Raw genomic sequence first — 19,453 nt, forward strand, 5'->3', positions numbered from 1 at the left:
ATGCAAGAACAAAATTCCGTTTCGCTGCTAACCATGGCTGAAGGTCAGCTCGGCCGGGCGATGGAAATTCATGCTGCAATGCGATATTGAAGGATATGCTGACGATCATCATGGAATGCCGGGACAACGAGGCGGAGCTGGCGCAGACCCTTTCGGCGCTCGTCTCGGGCGCCGTGGAGGGCGTGGTGCGCGATGTGATCGTGCTCGATCAGGGCTCGCGTGACGGCTCCTCCAAGGTGGCGGACGCGGCCGGATGCCGCTTCCTCACCGACTGGGACATGAAGGATCTGGTGCGCTCGGCGAGGGGCGACTGGCTGCTGCTTCTGGAGCCCGGCGCGCGGCCTCTTTCAGGCTGGGTGGATGCCGTGGTCGACCATGTCGCGATCAACGGCAATCCAGCGCGTTTCCTGGGATCACGCAGCCATCGCCGACCGTTCTTCCAGCGGCTCGGCCGCCGCATGGCGCCCCTGGAGCACGGTTATCTGGTCAGCAAGCGCCAAGCCTCTGCGGTCGCGCGCTCGGGCATGACGCTTGCGGATCTGGCAAAGGGTTCTGGCGCACGCACCCTGGTTGCCGAGATCGTGCCCGCCTGGGCGATGAAGGCCTTTCGTGCCGGGACGGCGACCTGAAGCATTACCCGACGCCTAGGAGAAATCCCTTCGACATCGGGTAAATGCGGTTAGAAATAGCCCCTAGAGAAGGAAGTCGCCGACCACCAGGCTGCTGGCGCCACGCACCTCGATCTGGAAATCGGCCCGCCCATCGCCATTGACGTCGCCAGAGACGACGCCGCCTGCGAAGCGCACTTCGCCGGCCGTGCTCGAGAAGGCGTGGTTGCCGATGAAGCTGAAGGTCTGGTTGCCGCCCGTGCCGGTGTTGGCGTCGATGTCGCGCAGGTCGATCTTGTCGCCCTGGCCATGGTTGAAGTCTAGGATGACATCGCGGCGGGCGCCGACGACCGATTCCGCAATGGCGTTGAAGTCGAAGCGATCCGCACCGGCATCGCCCTGCAGGAGGTCCATGCCGCGACCGCCGACAAGTACGTCGTTGTTGCCACGGCCGGCCAGCGCGTCGTCGCCATTGAGGCCCTTCAGCGTGTTGGCGGCACCCGAGCCGAAGATCGCGTCGCCGACATTTGTGCCCTCGGCATTCTCGATGCTGATGAGGGTTTCGAAACGGTTGGCCCCGGTCTGCGCAAAACCCTGCTGCAGGTCGATGCCGACGCCGGAGCCGCCGAGCACGCTGTCGTCGTCGCGGGGCAGGTAGCTGATCGAATCGACGCCCGCGCCGCCGTTGAAGGTGTTCTGCTGGCCGACGGAGAAGAACTTGTCATTGCCGTTCTCTCCGAAATAGCTGCTCTTGAAGGTGCTGACGGCGATCGTGTCGTTGCCGTCGCCTGCCCTGACGGTGTCGCCCAGTTCGTTGGAAAAGGAGCCGAAACCCGTGCCGACATAGGTGTCGTTGCCTGCGCCGAGCAGGATGACGTTGCCGTCTTCCTTGGCGTTGACGACGCTGTCATTGCCGGCGCCGGCATCGACGAAGTTCCGGCCGCCGAAATCGTCTGAACGATCAAGGATGATCGTGTCGTCGCCGCCGAGCGTGCGAAGGGTGACTTCGGTGTTGTTGATGTTACCGCCCTGCACGAAGCGGTCTGCGCCGTTGGTTCCGGTGATCGTTGCCATGTCTCTCTCCTTTGCTCTCTGTGATGAGAACCTTAGGGGAGGGTGGAATGGCGCGCAGTGTCCTATGGAACAGGTCGGCCGGCCGAGCGCTTAAGGTGCTCGTCGAGGCGCGGCATGATCTCCACGAAATTGCAGGGCATGTGGCGGTAGTCGAGCTGCGCTTTCAGAATGCCGTCCCAGGCATCCTTGCAGGCGCCGGGCGAGCCCGGCAGAACGAAGATGAAGGTGGCGTTGGTAACGCCGCCCGTCGCGCGCGACTGGATCGTCGAGGTGCCGATCTTGTCGTAGGAAATGCGGTGGAACACCTCGGAAAAGCCGTCCATGCGCTTTTCGAAAATCGGCTCGAGCGCTTCGGGCGTCACATCGCGGCCGGTAAAGCCCGTGCCACCGGTGGTGATCACCACATCGATGGTCTCGTCGCAGGTCCAGGTCTCCACCTGCGCGCGGATCGCGGCCACATCGTCCTTGACGATGGCGCGGGCTGCAAGCCGATGGCCGGCGTCTTCGATGCGGGCGACGAGCGTGTCGCCGGAGCGATCGTCGGCAAGGACACGCGTGTCGGATACGGTGAGCACAGCAATGCCGACGGGAATGAAGGGCCGCGTCTCGTCAATCTTCGCCATGGGGCGCTCCTATGCCTGCGTCGTGGTGGCGGTGAAGAACCAGTGCGGGTGTTTTTGCGACAGCGCCGCCGCCGCCGCTTCCGCCGCCGCTGTCGAAGGGTATAGCGCGAAGCACGTCGCGCCGGAACCGGACATGCGCACCACGCGCGCACCGGTCGCGGCAAGATCCTCGGCGATGACAGCAATTTCGGGGCACAGGTCTCGGGCAGGGGGTTCGAGATCGTTGCGCAATTGTGCGATGGCGGCCGGCCAGTCCTGCAGTTGCGGCTCCAGCCGGAGCGGTGGATTGTGCCGGGAGGCGAGCGCCTTGAAGACGGCGGGCGTCGAGACGCCGACCAGCGGATTGCCGAGCACTACCGGCATGGCGGGCAGGCTGACAGGCGTGATGTCCTCGCCGATGCCACGGGCGATCAGCGGATGGCCGGCAAGGCACATCGGCACGTCAGCACCGAGGCTGACGGCGATGGCATGGAGGACATCCTGCGGAACGCGCGCCTGCCACAGCAGGACAAGGCCGCGCAGCGTCGCTGCCGCATCCGCCGAGCCGCCGCCGATGCCGGAGGCGATCGGCAGGTTCTTTTCGAGATGGATATGGACGGGCGGGGCCGCGTCCCTCCGCTCCGCAAGGGCGGCGCGCAGCCGGTCTCGGGCGCGGGTCACAAGGTTGTCGCCATCGGCATCGAGTTCAACGCCGAAGCGGCCGGAAATCGTGAAACGATCTTCCTGAGCCGCAGAAAAGCCGAGGCGGTCGCCGAATCGGGTGAAGGTGACGAGGCTGTCGAGCAGGTGATAGCCGTCCTCGCGCTGGCCGACGACATGCAGCGCAAGATTGATCTTTGCCGCCGCCTGTTCGACGACGGCAAAGCCTGAAAGGCTGTCCAGAACCGGCATGCGGTCAGGACTTGCGGTCGACCGCCGTGCCCTCGGGCGTCGGGTTCTGTACCGGCTTCTCGTCCTTGGCTTCGGCCGAAGCTGGCTCGGTCTTCTTGAGCTCCGGCAGGCCGTTTTCGACCTTCAGCTTGATCTTCGGGATTTCGGCTTCCTCGGGTTTGAGGCCGAGCGCGCGGTTCCACTGGAAGGTCGCTTCCAGCTTGCGGCCGACGCGCCAATAGGCATCGCCGAGATGATCGTTGATCGTTGGATCGCCCGCCTTCAGCTCTGCCGCGCGCTCCAGTTCGGCCACCGCGTCGTCGAAACGGCCGAGGCGGAAATAGGCCCAGCCGAGCGAATCGACGATATAGCCATCATCGGGCTTCAGGCTCACGGCCTTGCGGATCATGTCCAGACCCTCGTCGAGGTTCTGGTTCATGTCGACCCAGGAATAGCCGAGATAGTTCAGCACCTGCGGTTGGTCGGGGTTAAGCTCCAGCGCCTTGCGGAAGTTCGGCTCGGCCTTGTCCCATTCCTTCAGGCGCTCATGCGCGATGGCGCGCTGGAAGAAGATGCTCCAGTGGTTGCGCTGGGGCACGGCGCCGATGACATCGGCCGCCTTGTCGTAGAGCGCGGCCATCGCCTTGTAGTCCTTGGCGTCGGACAGAACGCTGCCGAGCGCCAGATAGCTGCGCAGGTCCGACGGATCGGTGTCGATCAATTCCTGCAGATGCTTCTTGGCCTCCGGCACCTTGCCGGTATCGGCGAGGTTCAGGCCGAGCTGCAGCTCGGAAATCCGGCGCATCGGCGATTTTTCCGGCACGGCGCGGTAATATTCGATGGCGCGCTCCGGCTTCTTCTGGTTTTCGGCGAGCCCGCCGAGCAGAACCAGCATGTCGTCGCTATCGGGGTCGAGCGCACGCGCCGTCTGGAGATAGAGCGAGACGATGTCTTCCGCGCCGTCGCGGTTGAGCGCGCCGCCGATCGAGAAGAGCACGGCGGCGGCACCCTGGGCAGCGGTGCGGACCTGCTGTTCCTGCTTTTCGCCCGCTTCGATGCTCTGGCGCAGCGCCTTCAGAGGCGCATAGCTGGTGATGAAGTTGTCGCCGACGGAAACCGCGTCGAGCGCCTTCTGCTTGTTGCCGTCGCGTGCTTCCAGGCGGGCGAGTGCCATCACGGCGCGCAGGAACGTGTCGGGAGCGGCGCTGGCGCCGTTACGGTCGAGGATCGCTTCGTTCAGCCGAGCGCGCGCCGTCGCCTTGTCGCCGGCAGCAGCGGCGAGCGCGCCCGCATGATAGTTCTTGAAGATGGCGAGCCATTCCGGCCCCTGCATGCCCGAGATCAGCTTGAGCGCTTCTTTCGGCTTGCCGTCGCCGAACTTGGCCCAAGCGAGCAGCAGGTCGTTCATCATCTTGTCGAGATCGTTCGGGCCCTTGTAGGCGAGGATTTTCTCCGCCGACTTGTACTCCCGCTTGCGGATCGCCTCCATGCCGCGCACCACGGCGGTGATGCGCTCGACGGCCGGGTCGTTCTTCAGGGCATCGGCGAGTTTGACGCCTTCCTCGAAATCGCCGTTCATCAGCTGCGTCACCATCAGGCGCTGCTTGACGTCGGCATTGGTGGCGTCGAACTGCAACGCGATCTTGTAGAGCGCGACGGCGGTCTCATAGTCCTTGTCGAAATCCGCCGTGCGGGCGGCGAGGAAGGCGCCGGAGAAGGTGTTGACGCTCAACGGGTCGAATGGCTTTTCCTCAGCGGCGGCCACGGCGGGCTTTTCTTCCGCGAAGGCCGCGAGGGGACCGGTCAGCATGACGCTGGCCGCGAGCGCGACGCCGGAAAGGAGCCGGAGGAGGAGGGAATGCCGCATCAAAATGCCTTTCGCCAGCAGGTATGAAAGAAGCCCCGGAAACCACGCATGACAATTCCTGCCACGATGGTGCCCAAATCAGGCAAGGACTCATAACGGCAGAGAATGGCTTTTTTGGCGCGGTGCGGCAAGAAAATCCTGCCGCCCGCTTTTGGTCTATGGGATCAGCTGACGCGCGAGATGCAGAAGTCGATGACTTCGAGCAGCGCGTCCTTCCACGGCGAGGCCGGAAGCGGCGCCAAAGCGTCGCGGGCGATCATACCGTAATGCTGGGCGCGGGCGATGGTGTCGGTGAGGCCGTTGTAGCGCGAGATGAGCGCGAAGGCGCGCTCGAGATTGGCGTCGTCGCTCTTGCCGCCTTCGATGGCCTCGCGCCAGAAGGCGCGGTCCTCGGCGGTGCCGCGTCGCCAGGCAAGGATCACCGGCAGCGTGATCTTGCCTTCGCGGAAATCGTCGCCGGTGTTCTTGCCGAGATCGGCCGCCTTGCCGCCATAGTCCAGCGCATCGTCGACGAGCTGGAAGGCGAGGCCGAGATTCATGCCATAGGATTTCAGCGCGTTGCGCTCGGCCTTGCTGGTGTTGGAGACGATCGGGCCGACTTCGGCGGCGGCGGCGAACAGCGCTGCCGTCTTGGCGCGGATGACCTGGAGATAGTCGTCCTCGGTCGTTTCCATGTTCTTGGCGACGGAGAGCTGGAGCACCTCGCCTTCGGCGATCACGGTCGCGGCGGTCGAGAGCACGTCGAGCGCTTCGAGCGATCCGACCTCGACCATCATCTTGAAGGCCTGGCCGAGCAGGAAATCGCCGACCAGCACGCTCGCCTGGTTGCCCCAGATCATACGCGCGGTGGATTTTCCGCGACGCAGGTCGCTTTCATCGACCACGTCGTCATGCAGCAAAGTTGCCGTGTGCATGAACTCAACGCTGGTCGCGAGCTTGATGTGATGGTCGCCGTCATAGCCGAACATCGAGGCGGAGGCGAGCGTCAGCATCGGGCGCAGGCGCTTGCCGCCAGAGGAGATCAGGTGGTTGGCGACCTCCGGGATCATCTGTACGTCGGAGCCGGCTTTGGACAGGATCAGCTGGTTCACCCGCTCCATGTCGGCCTTGGTCAGGTCCACCAGCGGCTTCACCGATGCCTGTTTGTTTTTGCCTTCTTCAAGCGGTATCACGACGCCCAAATGCCCGGACTCCTGTTCATTTTTGTTGAAAGACAATAGAAAGCGGGGCTTGCTGCGGCAAGAGGCGAATTGTCCCGCCTCCCTAATTATGGCTGGAAAACGACCGGAATGATCGAACTGATCCGCACCAACGACGCCGTCCTGCTCTCCTTCGCGGAAAGCCTGATGAAGGAAGCAGGCATCCATTGCCTGATCGCCGACGAGGGCATGAGCATATTGGAAGGCTCGCTCGGCATGCTGCCGCGCCGCTTCCTCGTCGAGATCGACCGCGAGACCGAGGCGCGGCGCATCCTCAAGGATGCCGGGTTGGAAGCGGAGCTGCGCGCGTGAGCGAAACGGCGCAAAAGCCCGTCACCGAAACCGTCGACGCTTTCCATTACGGCCGCTTCCATCTGGTGCAGCCGAAGGGCATCGGCCACCGCTCGGGCATGGATGCGATGTTGCTGGCAGCACTCGTGGCCGGCGACGGCCCGATGCGCGTCGCCGATCTCGGCGCGGGCGCGGGGGCTGCCGGTCTGGCGGTGGCCTCCCGCATCGAAAAGGCCGAGGTGCTGCTCGTCGAGCGCTCGCCGCTGATGGCCGGTTTCGCGCTGAAGACGCTGGCGCTCCCCCAGAACGCCGCCTTCGCGCCGCGTGTTTCCGTGCTGGAAGCCGATGTCGGCCTTTCCGGCAAGGCGCGTCTTGAGGCTGGCCTTGTGGATGACGCCTACGACCACGTCATCATGAACCCGCCCTTCAACGACCGTATCGACAGCCGCACGCCCGATGCCCTGAAGGCCGAGGCCCATGCCATGGAACACGACCTTTTCGAGCGCTGGATCAAGACGGCCGGCGCCATCATGAAGCCGGGCGGCCAGCTCTCGCTGATCGCCCGCCCGCAATCCATCGCCGAGATCATCGCCGCATGCGGCCGCCGCTTCGGCGGCATCGAGATCACCGCGCTACACGCCCGCGACGGCGAGCCGGCGCTGCGCATCCTCGTCACCGCCGTCAAGGGCTCGCGCACCAAACTCGCCCTGCGCATGCCGCTCGTCATGCACGAACCCGGCCGCCACGACTTCACCCCCTTCGTCAACGACCTCAACAACGGCCTTGCCGCCTACAAGCGCCTGCCGCGTTGACAATCGCTCCGCAATGGAGGAGCCTGTATTACAAATGACGAGGTTTTCCATGGAAAATCAAAGAAACCTTTCCGATCCCATCACCCTGCGCCTGCCGAATGACGTGCTTGACGCCATTGAAACCGTTGCGCGTATTTCCGGCCGGTCGCGCAGTTGGGTCATGGTGCGGGCGATGAAGGCCTATCTCGCCGCCGAGGGGCAGGACATCCTCGACCTCGACGCGGCCCGGCGGGCCGCAGCCGAGGAGGGGGCGACGGGGCTCGACGACCTTCTTGCCGATCTTGACCGGACGCTTCCTGGCGACGCCGCCTGATGCGAAAGGTGCTCCTCGCGCCACCGGCCAGAACCTTCGTGGCGCAGGAAATGCGCTATCTGCGCGACCGCAATCCCGCAGCCGCCACAGCGTTTCGTGCGAGTCTCTCCCGGCTCGGCAGGCAGCTGGCGCGTTTCCCGCAATCGGGCTTTTTGCGCGAAGATATCCCTTTGGGTGGCATCTATCGTATCGTCTTTGGCGACTATCGCGCCGATTACGAGCTTGTGGCGGATGCGGTGCTGATCCTTCTCGTGCGTCACGGACGTCAGGCGGAATCCGGCCTGCCTGTGGATGACGATGCGGATTACGAAGCGCCCTGATCTTGTGTTTTTCCCGCTCGTGCATACATCAGCCGGGCAATTCAACTGGAGACAACACGCGCTATGGCCGGATTTTTGAAGACGCTGGTGCCGAAGAGATTCCGCAAGGAGGGCGTGGCGATCCCGGTCGTCAGGCTGCATGGCGCGATCATGGCGGGCGGCAGCCAGTTCCGGCCGGCGCTCAATCTCGCGACCGCTTCGGCCGCGCTGGAAAAGGCCTTTTCCTACAAGGATGCGCCGGCCGTCGCCATCTCCATCAATTCGCCGGGCGGTTCGCCGGTGCAGTCGCGACTGATCTTTCAGCGCATCCGCGACCTCGCCGAGGAAAAGCGCAAGCGCGTCTTCGTTTTCGTCGAGGATGTCGCGGCTTCCGGCGGCTACATGATCGCGCTGGCGGGCGACGAGATCTTTGCGGATCCGACCTCCATCGTCGGCTCGATCGGCGTCGTCTCCGGCGGCTTCGGCTTCCCGGAAATGTTGAAAAAGATCGGCGTCGAGCGCCGCGTCTATACGGCCGGCAGCAACAAGGCGATCCTCGATCCGTTCCAGCCGGAAAAGGAGGATGAGATCGACTATCTCAAGACGCTCCAGCTCGAAATCCACCAGGTCTTCATCGACATGGTCAAAACGCGCCGTGCCGGCAAGCTGGCCGACGATCCGGATCTGTTCTCTGGCCTGTTCTGGACCGGCGTTCACGGCCTGTCGCTCGGCTTGATAGACGGCCTTGCCGACATGCGCTCGGAACTGAAGAAGCGTTATGGCGAAAAGACCCGCCTGGAACTGGTCTCCGCGCCAAAAGGGCTGTTTGGCCGCAAGGCGCCGGGTGTCGGGGGGCTTTCCGACGACATGGCCGGGCGTATCGGCTCGGCGGGCGTTGCGGCGGTTGCCGATCTCGCGGAAGAAAAAGCGCTGTGGGGCCGTTTCGGGCTTTCCGGCTAAAACAGGACTCTTGGAGGAGGGGCGATGGCCCAGATCATCTTTCTGCTTCTGGTCGTCGGCCTTGCCTGGTTCGGCTATCGCAAATTCGTCGCCGATGCCGAGCGATTGAGCCGGTTGCGCAAGCGTGCCGAAGAGGAACGCCAGACCGGCGCGACGGGCACGCTCGTCAAGGATCCGAAAACCGGCGAGTATCGCCTGCGCCGTGACGACGAGTAGTTTCGGCACGATCCGTGCCGTTGCGGGAACCGGAAAAGACCGGCTCCGTGCCGGCCCGGTACATTAACCAAACCCCGCAAGGTTAATGTCGGATTTACACTGCCGCATCCCAGTGTTTTGCTTGCTCCCGCGCGCAGGAAGGCCGATCTAACGGCAAAGGTCGCATGATGCGGCTCATATTGTGCATGCGTGAACGGAGTAAACCATGGCCTCGCTCGACCTCGACCGGATCCGCACCATCGTTGTGACCGGTGGCGCTGGCTTCCTCGGCTCGCATATCGTCGACGACCTGCTGCACCACTGCCCGAATGCCCGCATCCGCGTGCTCGACAGCTTCACCTATGCCGCCGACATGGCTCATCTCGATGGCGCCTTCCGCTCCGGCCGCGTGACGCTGCAGGAAGGCGATGTCGGCAATCTCGATCTCGTCACCGAGGTGCTGAAGGATGCCGACCTCGTCGTGCATGCCGCGGGCGAAAGCCATGTCGAGCGTGCCTTTTCCGTGCCGGAACGGTTTACGCTCGCCAACGCGCTCGGCACGCAGGTGCTGGTGGAAGCGATGGGCCGCCGCCGCGTGCCGCTGATGATCCATATCAGCTCCGCCGAAGTCTATGGCTCCGGCACGGGCGGCAATGGCGCGCCAGTCGGCGAGCTGGTGCCGCTCCTGCCCGACAATCCGCACGGCGCCTCCAAGGCCGCCGCCGAAATGCTGATCGCCGGTCTCACCCGCTCCTTCGGCGTCGATATCCGCGTGCTGCGCCCGGTCAATGTCGTCGGCACGCGCCAGAACACCGAAAAGCTCCTGCCGCGCTTCCTGGAGCTTGCCGCCGTCGGCCGGCCGCTGCCGGTGCATGGCGATGGCGCCCAGATGCGCGCCTTCGTCACCATGGCGGATTTCTGCGCCGCGCTGCGTACGGTCGTGACCAGGGGGCAGGAAAACGCCACCTACAATGTCGCCGGCGATGACCTCTTCGATATCCTGACGGTCGCCCGCATGGTGCTCGATGCCGTGCAGGAGCCGGTCTCCGGCGTCAACTTCGTGACCGGTCGCCCGGACAATGTCAGCCGCCCGCCGCTCGATACGCGCGCCCTGAAGGCGCTCGGCTGGGAGGCGAAGGGGTCGTTGCGCCGCGAGCTGCCGGCCCTTGCGGCCTGGTATGGCGCGCGCATTCCGCCCGGCCTGCGCCGGCAGATCCGCAATGTGCCGGATCTTGCGCCGCAGCGCGTGCAGGCGGTGACGCAGGCGGCGGGTTCCGGCCTGTTTCGCTCGCTCGAACGGCACTGAGGCGGCGCGGGCACCCGCCTGAAACTCTTGACCCCCCGGCCGCATCGTGGCACCAGTCCGCCAGCTTTTCAAAGAATGCCCGGATCGACGCCGATGACCTCTGCCCTGCCTGATCACATGAACCCGACCCGCTCCTTTCAGGGGCTGATCCTGACGCTCCATAATTATTGGGCGGACAAGGGCTGCGCGGTTCTCCAGCCCTACGACATGGAAGTCGGCGCAGGCACGTTCCACCCGGCGACCACGCTGCGCGCGCTTGGCCCGAAGCCATGGCGTGCGGCCTATGTGCAGCCTTCGCGCCGCCCGTCGGACGGCCGCTACGGCGAGAACCCGAACCGTCTGCAGCACTATTACCAGTATCAGGTCATCCTGAAGCCCAACCCGTCGAACCTGCAGGAGCTCTATCTCAGTTCGCTCGCCGCCATCGGGCTTGATCCGCTGCTGCATGACGTGCGCTTCGTGGAAGACGACTGGGAAAGCCCGACGCTCGGCGCCTGGGGCCTTGGCTGGGAATGCTGGTGCGACGGCATGGAAGTCTCGCAGTTCACCTATTTCCAGCAGGTCTGCGGCATCGAATGCGCGCCGGTCGCCGGCGAGTTGACCTATGGTCTGGAGCGCCTCGCCATGTATGTGCAGGGCGTCGACAATGTCTACGACCTGAACTTCAACGGCCGTGAGGGCGACGAGAAGATCACCTATGGCGACGTCTTCCTGCAGGCCGAGCAGGAATATTCCCGCCACAATTTCGAATTCGCCGACACCGCCATGCTGCACCGTCACTTCATCGATGCGGAGAAGGAGTGCATTGCGCTGCTCGCCGCCGGTGCGCCGGGTGACGCCGATAACCAGCGCCTGCACAAATGCGTGCTGCCGGCCTATGACCAGTGCATCAAGGCCAGTCACGTCTTCAACCTGCTCGATGCGCGCGGCGTGATCTCGGTCACCGAGCGCCAAAGCTATATCCTGCGCGTGCGCACGCTGGCCAAGGCCTGCGGCGAGGCTTTCCTGCTGACCGATGCCGGCGGCGTGAACTGGGCCAAGGACGCGGCCTGATCCGCTTCCGCAGATCTCCCAACGCAAAAAGCCATCCGGACCGGATGGCTTTTTTGTTTGCGGATGAAAGAGCCTCAAGCCTGCGAGGAAACCTTCACGCCGAGTTCCCAGACGGGCTTCAGGGTGGGGAAGGCGCCGGTGGGGAGCTGGCCGGCATAGGTCTGAAGAGCCCGGCGGACACCCGTCGGACGGTCGACCGAAGCGCCCATCGTGTAGGCGAGAAACAGGGCGGTGAAACCGAGGACGTTGAGGGTGAAGGTGAGGGCTTTCATGACGGTGGCTTCAAGGTTCGTGTTGGCGATGAAGCGACTATCGGCCAAAGCGCGTCCGCGCGCGGTTCCCGCGGTGACAGGGTCCGGGAGCATCTGTGCGTATTGATGCATTGGCTGCCGGCACCGCCCGCGACAGGGCTTTCCTGCCGCGCGGCGAGTGCTAAGTTTCAGCGAGAGAACAGAGGAGCGGAGAACCCCATGATCGGTCTGGCAATAGCGGCGGTGGTCGTCATGTACGCCATCATCATCTACAACGGCCTCGTGCGTGCGCGCCAGGTCAAGGAAGAGGCCTGGTCAGGCATCGACGTGCAGCTGAAGCGCCGCGCCGATCTCATCCCCAATCTCCTGGAAACCGTGAAGGGCTACGCCGCGCACGAAAAGGAGACGCTGGAAAAGGTCGTGGAATTGCGCAACCGCGCCCAGGCCGTGCCGGCGGGGGATGTTACCGGCCGAGCTGCCGCAGAGGGCATGCTGAGCCAGGCGCTCGGCCGTATCTTCGCGCTTGCCGAAGCCTATCCGGATCTGAAGGCCAACCAGAATTTCGCTGAATTGCAGCAGACGCTGGAGACCACCGAAGGCGAGATCCAGATGTCGCGGCGCTACTACAACGGCGCGGCGCGCGATCTCAACGTCAAGGTCGAGAGCTTCCCGTCGAACCTCGTGGCAAACGTCTTCAAATTCGCCAAGGCGCCCTATTTCGAGATCGACAACCCGGCCGACCGCGCTGTGCCGACCGTGAAATTCTGATCCCGGAGTTTTCCATGACGCGGATTGCTGCGCTGCTGACGTTTTGCTTCTTCGTTCTCGTCGGTACCGCGGCGCGGGCGGAGGAGTTCTTCGACCGCTACGATTCCGATATCAAGGTGGCGAAGAACGGCACGCTGACGGTGACGGAGGCGATGCGCGTCTATGCCGAGGGTAACCAGATCCGCCGCGGCATCTATCGCGATTTCCCGCTCACCTTCGTCGATGCCAATGGGCGCGAGCTACAGGTCGGCTTCAAGATCCTGAGCGTCGAACGCGACGGCAAGCCTGAGCCCTATCACACCGAAAGCATCCGCCGCGGCGTGCGCATCTATTTCGGCTCGGCCGACGTGCTGCTTGATCCCGGCTACCACGATTACCGCCTGACCTACGAGACGACGCGGCAGATCCGCTTCTTTGATAGCCATGACGAGCTGTTCTGGAACGTCACCGGTACGGAATGGGCGTTTCCGATCCGCCAGGCGACGGCGACCGTCACCCTGCCGGAGGGCGTGAAGGCGGAGGAGCTGACCTATTTCACCGGCCCGCTCGGCGCGACGGACAAGAACGCGCGGGCGGAAAATCTGGGTAACGGGGCGACGTTCGAGACCACCCGTCCGCTCGGTGTCATGGAAGGATTGACGATCGGCGTGAAGATGCCGGCCGGCAGCATAACCAAGCCGACGGCGGCGGAGGAGCGCATGCTGTTCCTTCAGGATAACAAAAGCCTCTTCCTCGCCTTCGGCGGGTTGATCGTCGTCGTGGGTTATTATCTCTGGGCTTGGCTCTCGGTCGGCCGCGATCCGCTGGCCGGCGTCGTCGTACCGCGCTGGGATGCGCCGGAGGGCCTGTCGCCGGCGCTCGTCAACTATATCGACGAGAAGGGCTTTGGCGGGCAGGGCTGGACGGCGGTATCGGCCTCCTTCCTCAACCTCGCGGTCAAGGGGCTGGTAGAGCTCAAGGACCTGAAGAACTCCATCACCGTCACCCGCACCGCAAAGCCCATCGAGGGGCCGCTGCCGACCGGGGAGGCGACGCTGATGTCGTCGCTGCGCGCCGAGGGCAGCCTCTTCGTCATCGAAAAATCCAACGGCAAGCGCGTGCAGACGCTCGGCAAGGATTTTCGCGAGGCGATGGAGCGGGAACACCGCCGCAAATATTATCTCGCCAATTGGCCGCAGGCGATCGGCGGCGTGCTGCTGTCGCTGGTCTGCCTGGCGGCACTGCTCATCTTCGGCGCGCTGCCGGAGGAGGGGATCGCGCTGGTCGTCGTTCCCGTCTTCGCCTCGGTCTTCATCTCGATCTTCGCCGTGGCGCTCGGCCAGAACCTGCGGCAGGCGCGCTCGCTCGGCGCACGCATCTTCGCGGTCGCCATCATCGCCTTCGTCGGCTTCATCTTCCTCACGGTGTTCGGCGGCCTTGCCATCGGCTTTTTCGTGACGGGGGCGGCAAACGGCCAGCTGCCGCTGCTCGCCGCGCTCTGCGGCATCCTCGTCACCAATCTTGTGTTCTTCTTCCTGATGGGCGCCCCCACCCCGCTCGGGCGACGGATGATGGACGGTATCGAGGGGCTGCGGCAATATCTGACGCTGGCCGAAAAGGATCGCATGAACATGGCCGGCGCGCCTGATATGTCCCCCAGCCATTTCGAGAAGCTTCTGCCCTATGCCGTGGCGCTCGGCGTGGAAAAGCCGTGGGCCGAGACCTTCGACCGTTGGCTTCTGGCGGCAGCTGCGGCCGGCGCTGCGGCAAGCTACCAACCCGCCTGGTATCACGGCGACAGTTTCTCCTCCGGCAGCTTCTCCGATCGCATGGGCGGCTTTGCCGGTTCCATGGCGAGCACCATGACATCCTCGCTACCGGACCCGCCGAAAAGCTCGTCCTCCGGCTTCTCCTCGGGCGGCGGCTCCTCCGGTGGCGGCGGAGGTGGCGGCGGCGGGGGTGGCTGGTAGACTTTTCGGCATTGAGCGGATGACAATTGCGCCGGGGCTTGCTAAGTCCCCGACCAGTTGAAAATCCTGATGTTTGTGAACGCCCATGCCCGATCTTCTGCTTGAACTCCGCTCCGAGGAAATTCCCGCCCGCATGCAGCGCAAGGCGGCCGGCGACCTGAAGAAGCTCCTGACCGATGCACTGGTCGAAGCGGGCCTGACCTATGAGGGTGCACGCGAATACTGGACGCCGCGCCGCCTGACGCTCGACATCCGCGGCCTCAATGCCCGTTCGAGCGATGTGCGCGAGGATATCAAGGGACCGGCGACGTCAGCACCCGAGCAGGCGATCCAGGGCTTCCTGCGCAAGGCGGGCCTCGCCTCGATTTCCGAGGCTCATGTCCATTCGGATCCGAAGAAGGGTGATTTCTATGTCGCCCATGTCGTCAAGCCCGGCCGCCCGGCAGACGAGATCATTGCCGGCGTGATGCCCGGCATTATCCGCAATTTCCCTTGGCCGAAGCCGATGCGCTCCGGCGCCGGCTCCGCCAAGCCCGGCTCGCTGCAATGGGTGCGCCCACTGCAATCAATCGTCTGCACATTCGGCTCGGAAACAGAGGAGACGCGCGTCGTGCCCTTCGAGGTCGGTGGCATCGTCGCCGGCAACGTCACCTATGGCCACCGCTTCCATGCGCCCGAGGCCATCACCGTGCGCCGCTTCGAGGACTATGTATCGAACCTCGAAAAGGCCAAGGTCGTGCTCGATGCCGAGCGCCGCAAGCAGATCATCGCGACGGATGCCAACAACATCGCCTTCGCCAACGGCCTTGAGCTCGTCGAGGACGAGGGCCTGCTGGAAGAAGTCTCCGGCCTCGTCGAATGGCCGCAGGTGCTGATGGGGACCTTCGAGGAAGAGTTTCTGGCGATCCCCTCGGAAATCATCCGCCTCACCATCAAGACGAACCAGAAATGCTTCGTCACCCGCAAGCCGGGCGCCGAAACGCTCTCCAACCACTTCATCCTCGTCTCCAATATCGAGGCGAAGGACGGCGGCAAGGAGATCGTGCACGGCAACGGCAAGGTCGTGCGCGCCCGCCTGTCGGACGCCAAGCACTTCTGGCTGCGCGACCAGGGCAACCTGCCCGACCTCGAAACGCTCGAAGCCTCGGCCGCGAAATTCAACCTCGATCTCGCCAAGCCGCTCGACCAGCGCATGGCCAAGCTCGACGCGCTGAACGTAACGTTCCACGCCAAGCTCGGCACACAGGGTGCGCGCGTCGAACGCATTCGCACGCTCGCCGCCGAACTCGCGCCCGTTGTCGGTGCCGATCTCGCGCTTGTCGACCGCGCCGTGGTGCTCGCCAAGGCGGACCTGCGCACGGAGGCCGTCGGCGAATTCCCGGAATTGCAGGGCATCATGGGCCGCAAATATGCCCTGCTGCAGGGCGAGGATGCCGCCGTCGCCGAAGCCATCGAAGACCATTACAAGCCGCAAGGCCCGTCCGACCGCGTTCCGGCCGGTAAAGTCGGGCTCACCGTGGCGCTTGCCGACAAGCTCGACACGCTGATCGGCTTCTGGGCCATCGACGAGAAGCCGACCGGCTCGAAGGATCCCTATGCGCTGCGCCGTGCAGCGTTGGGTGTCATTCGAATGCTGCTCGAGAAGAACGTCCGCCTGCCGCTCGCTTCGGTGGCGAAGGACCCGGATCTCATTACCTTCTTCCATGACCGCCTCAAGGTCTATCTGCGCGACATGGGCGCGCGTCATGATCTCATCGACGCCGTGCTGACGCCCGAGGCCGACGATCTGCTGATGGTCGCCCGGCGCGTCGAGGCGCTGACGGCCTTCATCACCTCGGAAGAGGGGCAGAACCTGCTCGCCGGCACCAAGCGGGCCACGCAGCTTCTCGCCGCGGAGGAGAAGAAGGGCACCGTCGTCGATGGCGCGGTTTCGCCCGCCCTTCTGCTGCTCGATGCGGAGAAGGCTCTGTACGCCGCCGTGGAAAGCGCCTCGAAGGATGCAGCCGCCGCCGTCGCCAAGGAAGACTTCCGCTCCGCCATGGAGGCACTCTCGACGCTGCGCGGCCCGGTCGACCAGTTCTTCACCGACGTGCTCGTCAATGACGAGGACCCGGCGATCCGCGCCAACCGTCTCGCGCTTCTGGCCGCCATCCGTTCGGCGACCGGTACGGTTGCCGATTTCTCCAAGATCACGGGGTAAGGGACGGGCGCTGATGGCCGGGAAAATCCTCATCAGCGCCTGCCTTGCCGGTCTGCCGGTCCGTTACAACGGCTCGGCCAAGCCGCTGATCCATGATGCCGTCGAGCGCTGGAAGGCGGAGGGGCGGCTGGTGACGCTCTGCCCGGAGCTCGCAGGCGGCTTCCAGGTGCCGCGTCCGCCGGCGGAAATCGAAAACGGTCTCAACGGCGACGACGTGCTCGACGGGCGCGCGCGGGTGCTGGAAATTTCCGGTGGGGATGTCTCGGCCGCCTATATCGACGGCGCGCGCATCGCGCTCGATGTGGCGCGTGAGAACGGTTGCCGCCATGCGCTGCTCATCGATGGCAGCCCGTCCTGCGGGTCCGGTTTCGTTTACGACGGCTCGTTTTCCGGCCGGAAGCATGCGGGGCAGGGGGTGACGGCGGCGTTTCTGCGCCGCAACGGCATCGCAGTCTATTCCGATCGTGAGGTCGACCAACTCGTGGAGGCTATCGGCTGACACGAATACGCCCCTGCTTGAGGTCAGGGGCGTATCGTCCGCTTGCGCGGAATCCTGTCAGTCTGGAGGGACCGAGAGGCAGGGTCCCGCCAATATGGGGTCAGTTGACGCGTAATTCAAATCCTGACGGATCAAACTCCTGTGAAGAGGCGATCGCCGCCGTCTTCGCATCGCGTGCGGCGTCGCTGTCGAGCGCGCTTGTCTTGGCGGTGGCATCCACCGCGATCGTGGTGTCTTCCACCGGTGCTGCGGCATCGGCCGCCTGCACGGTCTCGGCCGGTGCCTTGCTGACGAACAGCACCGGCGATCCGCCCATCCAGGCCTCGGTGCGGTAGATCTTGCGCTCGCCGTTGGCTTCGCGGATCTCGACCTTCTGCGTGCCGGGGTCGATGGCGTCGACGTGATAGGTGCTTGCCTCGCGCTTCGGCTTCAGGGCCGGGCAATCGTCGCAGCTGACGGTCTCGATGCTTCCGGCCGTCGTCGTGCTGCTGACGGGCTCGAACGAACCGGCAAAAGCAGGGGCGGCGGCAAGCAGCACGGCAAAGATCAGCAGGGTGCGCATCGAAGGGTCTCCCTCATGGTTGAGAGGACAATAGCGCCCGCCGGTTACGGTCTCGTCAGGAGAAATGGTAAACTTTGAACTACCGGGCGTTTTGCGCCCGGCCGCATCAGGCCTGTTCGCGGGCGACGGCGCGCCAGCCGATGTCGCGCCGGCAGAAGCCGTTGTCCCATTCGACCTTGTCGAGCGCCTGGTAGGCCGCAGCCTGGGCTTCGGCAACCGTCGGTGCCACGGCCGTGACATTGAGCACGCGCCCGCCGGTCGCGACCAGCTGTCCATCCTTCAGTGCTGTGCCGGCATGAAACACCTTGGTGGCGGCATCATCGGCGGGAATGGACCGGATCGACGTGTTCTTCTCGTAGCCGGCCGGATAACCCTTGGAGGCCATGACGACCGTGAGCGCCGGGGCGTCGCGCCACTCGGCGGAAACCTTGTCCAACCGGCCGATTGCGGCGGCATGCAGGATCGGCAGGAGATCGCTTTCGAGGCGCATCATCAGCACCTGGCATTCCGGGTCACCGAACCGCACATTGTATTCGATGAGTTCCGGACCCTTGGCGGTGATCATCAGGCCGGCGAAGAGCACACCCTGGAAGGGATGGCCATCAGCCGCCATGCCGCGGATCGTCGGCTCGATGATCTCCTTCATCGTGCGCTCGACCATCTCGGCCGTCATGACGGGGGCAGGCGAATAGGCGCCCATGCCGCCGGTGTTCGGGCCGGTATCGCCGTCGCCGACGCGCTTATGGTCCTGTGCCGAGGCGAGCGGCAGCGCGTTCACGCCGTCGCAGAGGCAGAAGAAGCTCGCTTCCTCGCCATCGAGGAAGGCCTCGACCACGACTTCCGCCCCGGCCGCGCCGAAAGCGCCGTCGAAGCAGTCGTCGACGGCGGCCAGCGCCTCGTCGAGCGTCATCGCCACGGTCACACCCTTGCCGGCGGCAAGCCCGTCCGCCTTGATGACGATCGGTGCACCCTCAGCCTGGATATAGGCCTTGGCGGCGGCGGCATCGGTGAAGCGCTGGTAGGCGCCGGTCGGAATGTCGTATTTGGCGCAGAGATCCTTGGTGAAGCCCTTGGAGCCCTCGAGCTGGGCGGCGGCGGCGGAGGGGCCAAACACGGCGATGCCGGCGGCACGCAGCACATCGGCAATGCCGGCAACCAGCGGCGCTTCCGGACCGACCACGACGAAGCCGACGCCGTTTTCCTTGCAGAAGGAAACGACGGCGGCGTGGTCATCGATGTCGAGCGAAACGAGTGTGGCACATTCGGCGATGCCGGGATTGCCGGGCGCCGCATAGAGCGTGTCGAGGAGCGGAGATTGCGCCAGCTTCCAGGCGAGTGCATGCTCGCGTCCGCCCGATCCGATCAACAGAACCTTCATGCCCGTACCCTCGATCCGTCCTTGGTTGTGAGGGCGGGTTAAGGGGGCAGGGCGCAAAGGTCAAGGGCTGCGGGGCGTCAGAGGGTGGCCGCGCCCTTTTCATCCACGCTGCGGCCGACGTTTTCCAGTTCGGTGTCGATCAGGTGCACGTCCTCGTACCAGCCGTCGTCTTCCACCATGGCGCTTTCGGTGGCGGCGCGCTGGAGGGCGCGAGCTTCGGTGCGCAGTCTTTCCAGCTTGACGATCTTTTCCTTGCGGGAAAGGCCGGTATCGCTGCGGATCGCGTTGAGTTTCAGTTCCATCGTGCTGACGGTCATCGGAAATCTCCTTCTTTCGTCAGCAAAACGCCGGCTGGAACGAATCGTTCCGAGTGCCC

22 protein-coding genes are annotated in these 19,453 nt (G+C 64.5%); 13 read left to right on the top strand and 9 right to left on the bottom strand.

The window, feature by feature from the left end; all coding sequences use genetic code 11:
- Nucleotides 1–95: 95 nt before the first annotated feature.
- A complete protein-coding gene (locus D0Y60_RS08125) occupies nucleotides 96–629 on the top strand; it encodes a glycosyl transferase (protein ID WP_117368661.1) in 534 nt (177 codons plus the stop codon).
- A 63-nt stretch (nucleotides 630–692) separates the two neighbouring features.
- On the opposite strand, the gene D0Y60_RS08130 is transcribed toward D0Y60_RS08125, so the two are convergent.
- The 5 genes from D0Y60_RS08130 to D0Y60_RS08150 form a co-directional block, all read right to left on the bottom strand.
- Nucleotides 693–1,682 carry a calcium-binding protein gene (locus D0Y60_RS08130; RefSeq protein WP_117368663.1) on the bottom strand — a complete coding sequence of 330 codons (990 nt, stop codon included), beginning with the start codon at nucleotides 1,680–1,682 and terminating at the stop codon, nucleotides 693–695.
- Between the two features lie 62 nt (nucleotides 1,683–1,744).
- Nucleotides 1,745–2,305, bottom strand: coding sequence for a molybdenum cofactor biosynthesis protein B (gene moaB / locus D0Y60_RS08135; protein ID WP_117368665.1), 561 nt, complete (start codon nucleotides 2,303–2,305; stop codon nucleotides 1,745–1,747).
- A 9-nt stretch (nucleotides 2,306–2,314) separates the two neighbouring features.
- Complete coding sequence (locus D0Y60_RS08140) at nucleotides 2,315–3,196, bottom strand: 4-(cytidine 5'-diphospho)-2-C-methyl-D-erythritol kinase (RefSeq protein ID WP_117368667.1); 882 nt, start codon at nucleotides 3,194–3,196, stop codon at nucleotides 2,315–2,317.
- Between the two features lie 4 nt (nucleotides 3,197–3,200).
- On the bottom strand, nucleotides 3,201–5,042 hold the full coding sequence (locus tag D0Y60_RS08145; protein ID WP_117368668.1) for a tetratricopeptide repeat protein: 1,842 nt from the start codon (nucleotides 5,040–5,042) through the stop codon (nucleotides 3,201–3,203).
- A gap of 164 nt (nucleotides 5,043–5,206) precedes the next feature.
- Nucleotides 5,207–6,223 carry a polyprenyl synthetase family protein gene (locus D0Y60_RS08150; RefSeq protein WP_117369655.1) on the bottom strand — a complete coding sequence of 339 codons (1,017 nt, stop codon included), beginning with the start codon at nucleotides 6,221–6,223 and terminating at the stop codon, nucleotides 5,207–5,209.
- A gap of 108 nt (nucleotides 6,224–6,331) precedes the next feature.
- Between D0Y60_RS08150 and D0Y60_RS08155 the strand changes: the two genes are divergently transcribed.
- The 8 genes from D0Y60_RS08155 to D0Y60_RS08190 all read left to right on the top strand — a co-directional run bounded on the left by D0Y60_RS08155 (nucleotide 6,332) and on the right by D0Y60_RS08190 (nucleotide 11,470).
- Nucleotides 6,332–6,553, top strand: coding sequence for a DUF2007 domain-containing protein (locus D0Y60_RS08155; RefSeq protein ID WP_117368670.1), 222 nt, complete (start codon nucleotides 6,332–6,334; stop codon nucleotides 6,551–6,553).
- Nucleotides 6,550–7,344 (top strand): methyltransferase, encoded by a 795-nt coding sequence (locus D0Y60_RS08160; RefSeq protein WP_245409122.1) that lies wholly within the window; start codon nucleotides 6,550–6,552, stop codon nucleotides 7,342–7,344. Before D0Y60_RS08155 ends, D0Y60_RS08160 begins: the two co-directional genes overlap by 4 nt.
- A 49-nt stretch (nucleotides 7,345–7,393) precedes the next feature.
- Nucleotides 7,394–7,657 carry a ribbon-helix-helix domain-containing protein gene (locus D0Y60_RS08165; protein ID WP_117368672.1) on the top strand — a complete coding sequence of 88 codons (264 nt, stop codon included), beginning with the start codon at nucleotides 7,394–7,396 and terminating at the stop codon, nucleotides 7,655–7,657.
- Nucleotides 7,657–7,977, top strand: coding sequence for a type II toxin-antitoxin system RelE/ParE family toxin (locus D0Y60_RS08170; RefSeq protein WP_117368674.1), 321 nt, complete (start codon nucleotides 7,657–7,659; stop codon nucleotides 7,975–7,977). Before D0Y60_RS08165 ends, D0Y60_RS08170 begins: the two co-directional genes overlap by 1 nt.
- 63 nt (nucleotides 7,978–8,040) lie before the next feature.
- Nucleotides 8,041–8,916 (top strand): S49 family peptidase, encoded by an 876-nt coding sequence (locus D0Y60_RS08175; protein WP_117368676.1) that lies wholly within the window; start codon nucleotides 8,041–8,043, stop codon nucleotides 8,914–8,916.
- 24 nt (nucleotides 8,917–8,940) lie between these two features.
- Nucleotides 8,941–9,132, top strand: coding sequence for a hypothetical protein (locus D0Y60_RS08180; RefSeq protein ID WP_117368677.1), 192 nt, complete (start codon nucleotides 8,941–8,943; stop codon nucleotides 9,130–9,132).
- A gap of 205 nt (nucleotides 9,133–9,337) precedes the next feature.
- The gene (locus tag D0Y60_RS08185) at nucleotides 9,338–10,417 is read left to right on the top strand and encodes an NAD-dependent epimerase/dehydratase family protein (protein WP_117368679.1); all 1,080 of its coding nucleotides are present in this window, start codon (nucleotides 9,338–9,340) and stop codon (nucleotides 10,415–10,417) included.
- A gap of 93 nt (nucleotides 10,418–10,510) precedes the next feature.
- Nucleotides 10,511–11,470: a glycine--tRNA ligase subunit alpha gene (locus tag D0Y60_RS08190; RefSeq protein ID WP_117368681.1), complete on the top strand. Its 960-nt coding sequence runs from the start codon at nucleotides 10,511–10,513 to the stop codon at nucleotides 11,468–11,470.
- A gap of 74 nt (nucleotides 11,471–11,544) precedes the next feature.
- On the opposite strand, the gene D0Y60_RS08195 is transcribed toward D0Y60_RS08190, so the two are convergent.
- The gene (locus D0Y60_RS08195; protein WP_245409123.1) at nucleotides 11,545–11,790 is read right to left on the bottom strand and encodes a hypothetical protein; all 246 of its coding nucleotides are present in this window, start codon (nucleotides 11,788–11,790) and stop codon (nucleotides 11,545–11,547) included.
- A 150-nt stretch (nucleotides 11,791–11,940) separates the two neighbouring features.
- Here D0Y60_RS08195 and D0Y60_RS08200 point away from each other — a divergent pair, with 150 nt between their 5' ends.
- The 4 genes from D0Y60_RS08200 to D0Y60_RS08215 all read left to right on the top strand — a co-directional run bounded on the left by D0Y60_RS08200 (nucleotide 11,941) and on the right by D0Y60_RS08215 (nucleotide 17,137).
- Nucleotides 11,941–12,489: a LemA family protein gene (locus tag D0Y60_RS08200; protein WP_117368683.1), complete on the top strand. Its 549-nt coding sequence runs from the start codon at nucleotides 11,941–11,943 to the stop codon at nucleotides 12,487–12,489.
- A gap of 14 nt (nucleotides 12,490–12,503) precedes the next feature.
- Entirely contained in the window at nucleotides 12,504–14,438 is a 1,935-nt protein-coding gene (locus tag D0Y60_RS08205; protein WP_117368685.1) for a DUF2207 domain-containing protein, read from the top strand.
- An 85-nt stretch (nucleotides 14,439–14,523) separates the two neighbouring features.
- Nucleotides 14,524–16,638 carry a glycine--tRNA ligase subunit beta gene (gene glyS / locus D0Y60_RS08210; protein ID WP_117368687.1) on the top strand — a complete coding sequence of 705 codons (2,115 nt, stop codon included), beginning with the start codon at nucleotides 14,524–14,526 and terminating at the stop codon, nucleotides 16,636–16,638.
- A gap of 13 nt (nucleotides 16,639–16,651) precedes the next feature.
- Nucleotides 16,652–17,137, top strand: a complete 486-nt coding sequence (locus D0Y60_RS08215; RefSeq protein WP_117368689.1) for a DUF523 domain-containing protein — start codon at nucleotides 16,652–16,654, stop codon at nucleotides 17,135–17,137.
- A gap of 100 nt (nucleotides 17,138–17,237) precedes the next feature.
- Here D0Y60_RS08215 and D0Y60_RS08220 read toward each other — a convergent pair whose 3' ends face one another.
- The 3 genes from D0Y60_RS08220 to D0Y60_RS08230 form a co-directional block, all read right to left on the bottom strand.
- Nucleotides 17,238–17,699 (bottom strand): plant virulence effector HPE1-like domain-containing protein, encoded by a 462-nt coding sequence (locus tag D0Y60_RS08220; RefSeq protein WP_117368691.1) that lies wholly within the window; start codon nucleotides 17,697–17,699, stop codon nucleotides 17,238–17,240.
- Nucleotides 17,700–17,805: 106 nt separating this feature from the next.
- On the bottom strand, nucleotides 17,806–19,077 hold the full coding sequence (purD, locus tag D0Y60_RS08225) for a phosphoribosylamine--glycine ligase (protein ID WP_117368693.1): 1,272 nt from the start codon (nucleotides 19,075–19,077) through the stop codon (nucleotides 17,806–17,808).
- Nucleotides 19,078–19,154: 77 nt separating this feature from the next.
- Nucleotides 19,155–19,394: a hypothetical protein gene (locus D0Y60_RS08230; RefSeq protein WP_117368695.1), complete on the bottom strand. Its 240-nt coding sequence runs from the start codon at nucleotides 19,392–19,394 to the stop codon at nucleotides 19,155–19,157.
- Between the last annotated feature and the right edge of the window lie 59 nt (nucleotides 19,395–19,453).

Origin of the sequence: Shinella sp. WSJ-2, from assembly GCF_003432075.1 — a bacterium.
Classification (GTDB): domain Bacteria; phylum Pseudomonadota; class Alphaproteobacteria; order Rhizobiales; family Rhizobiaceae; genus Shinella.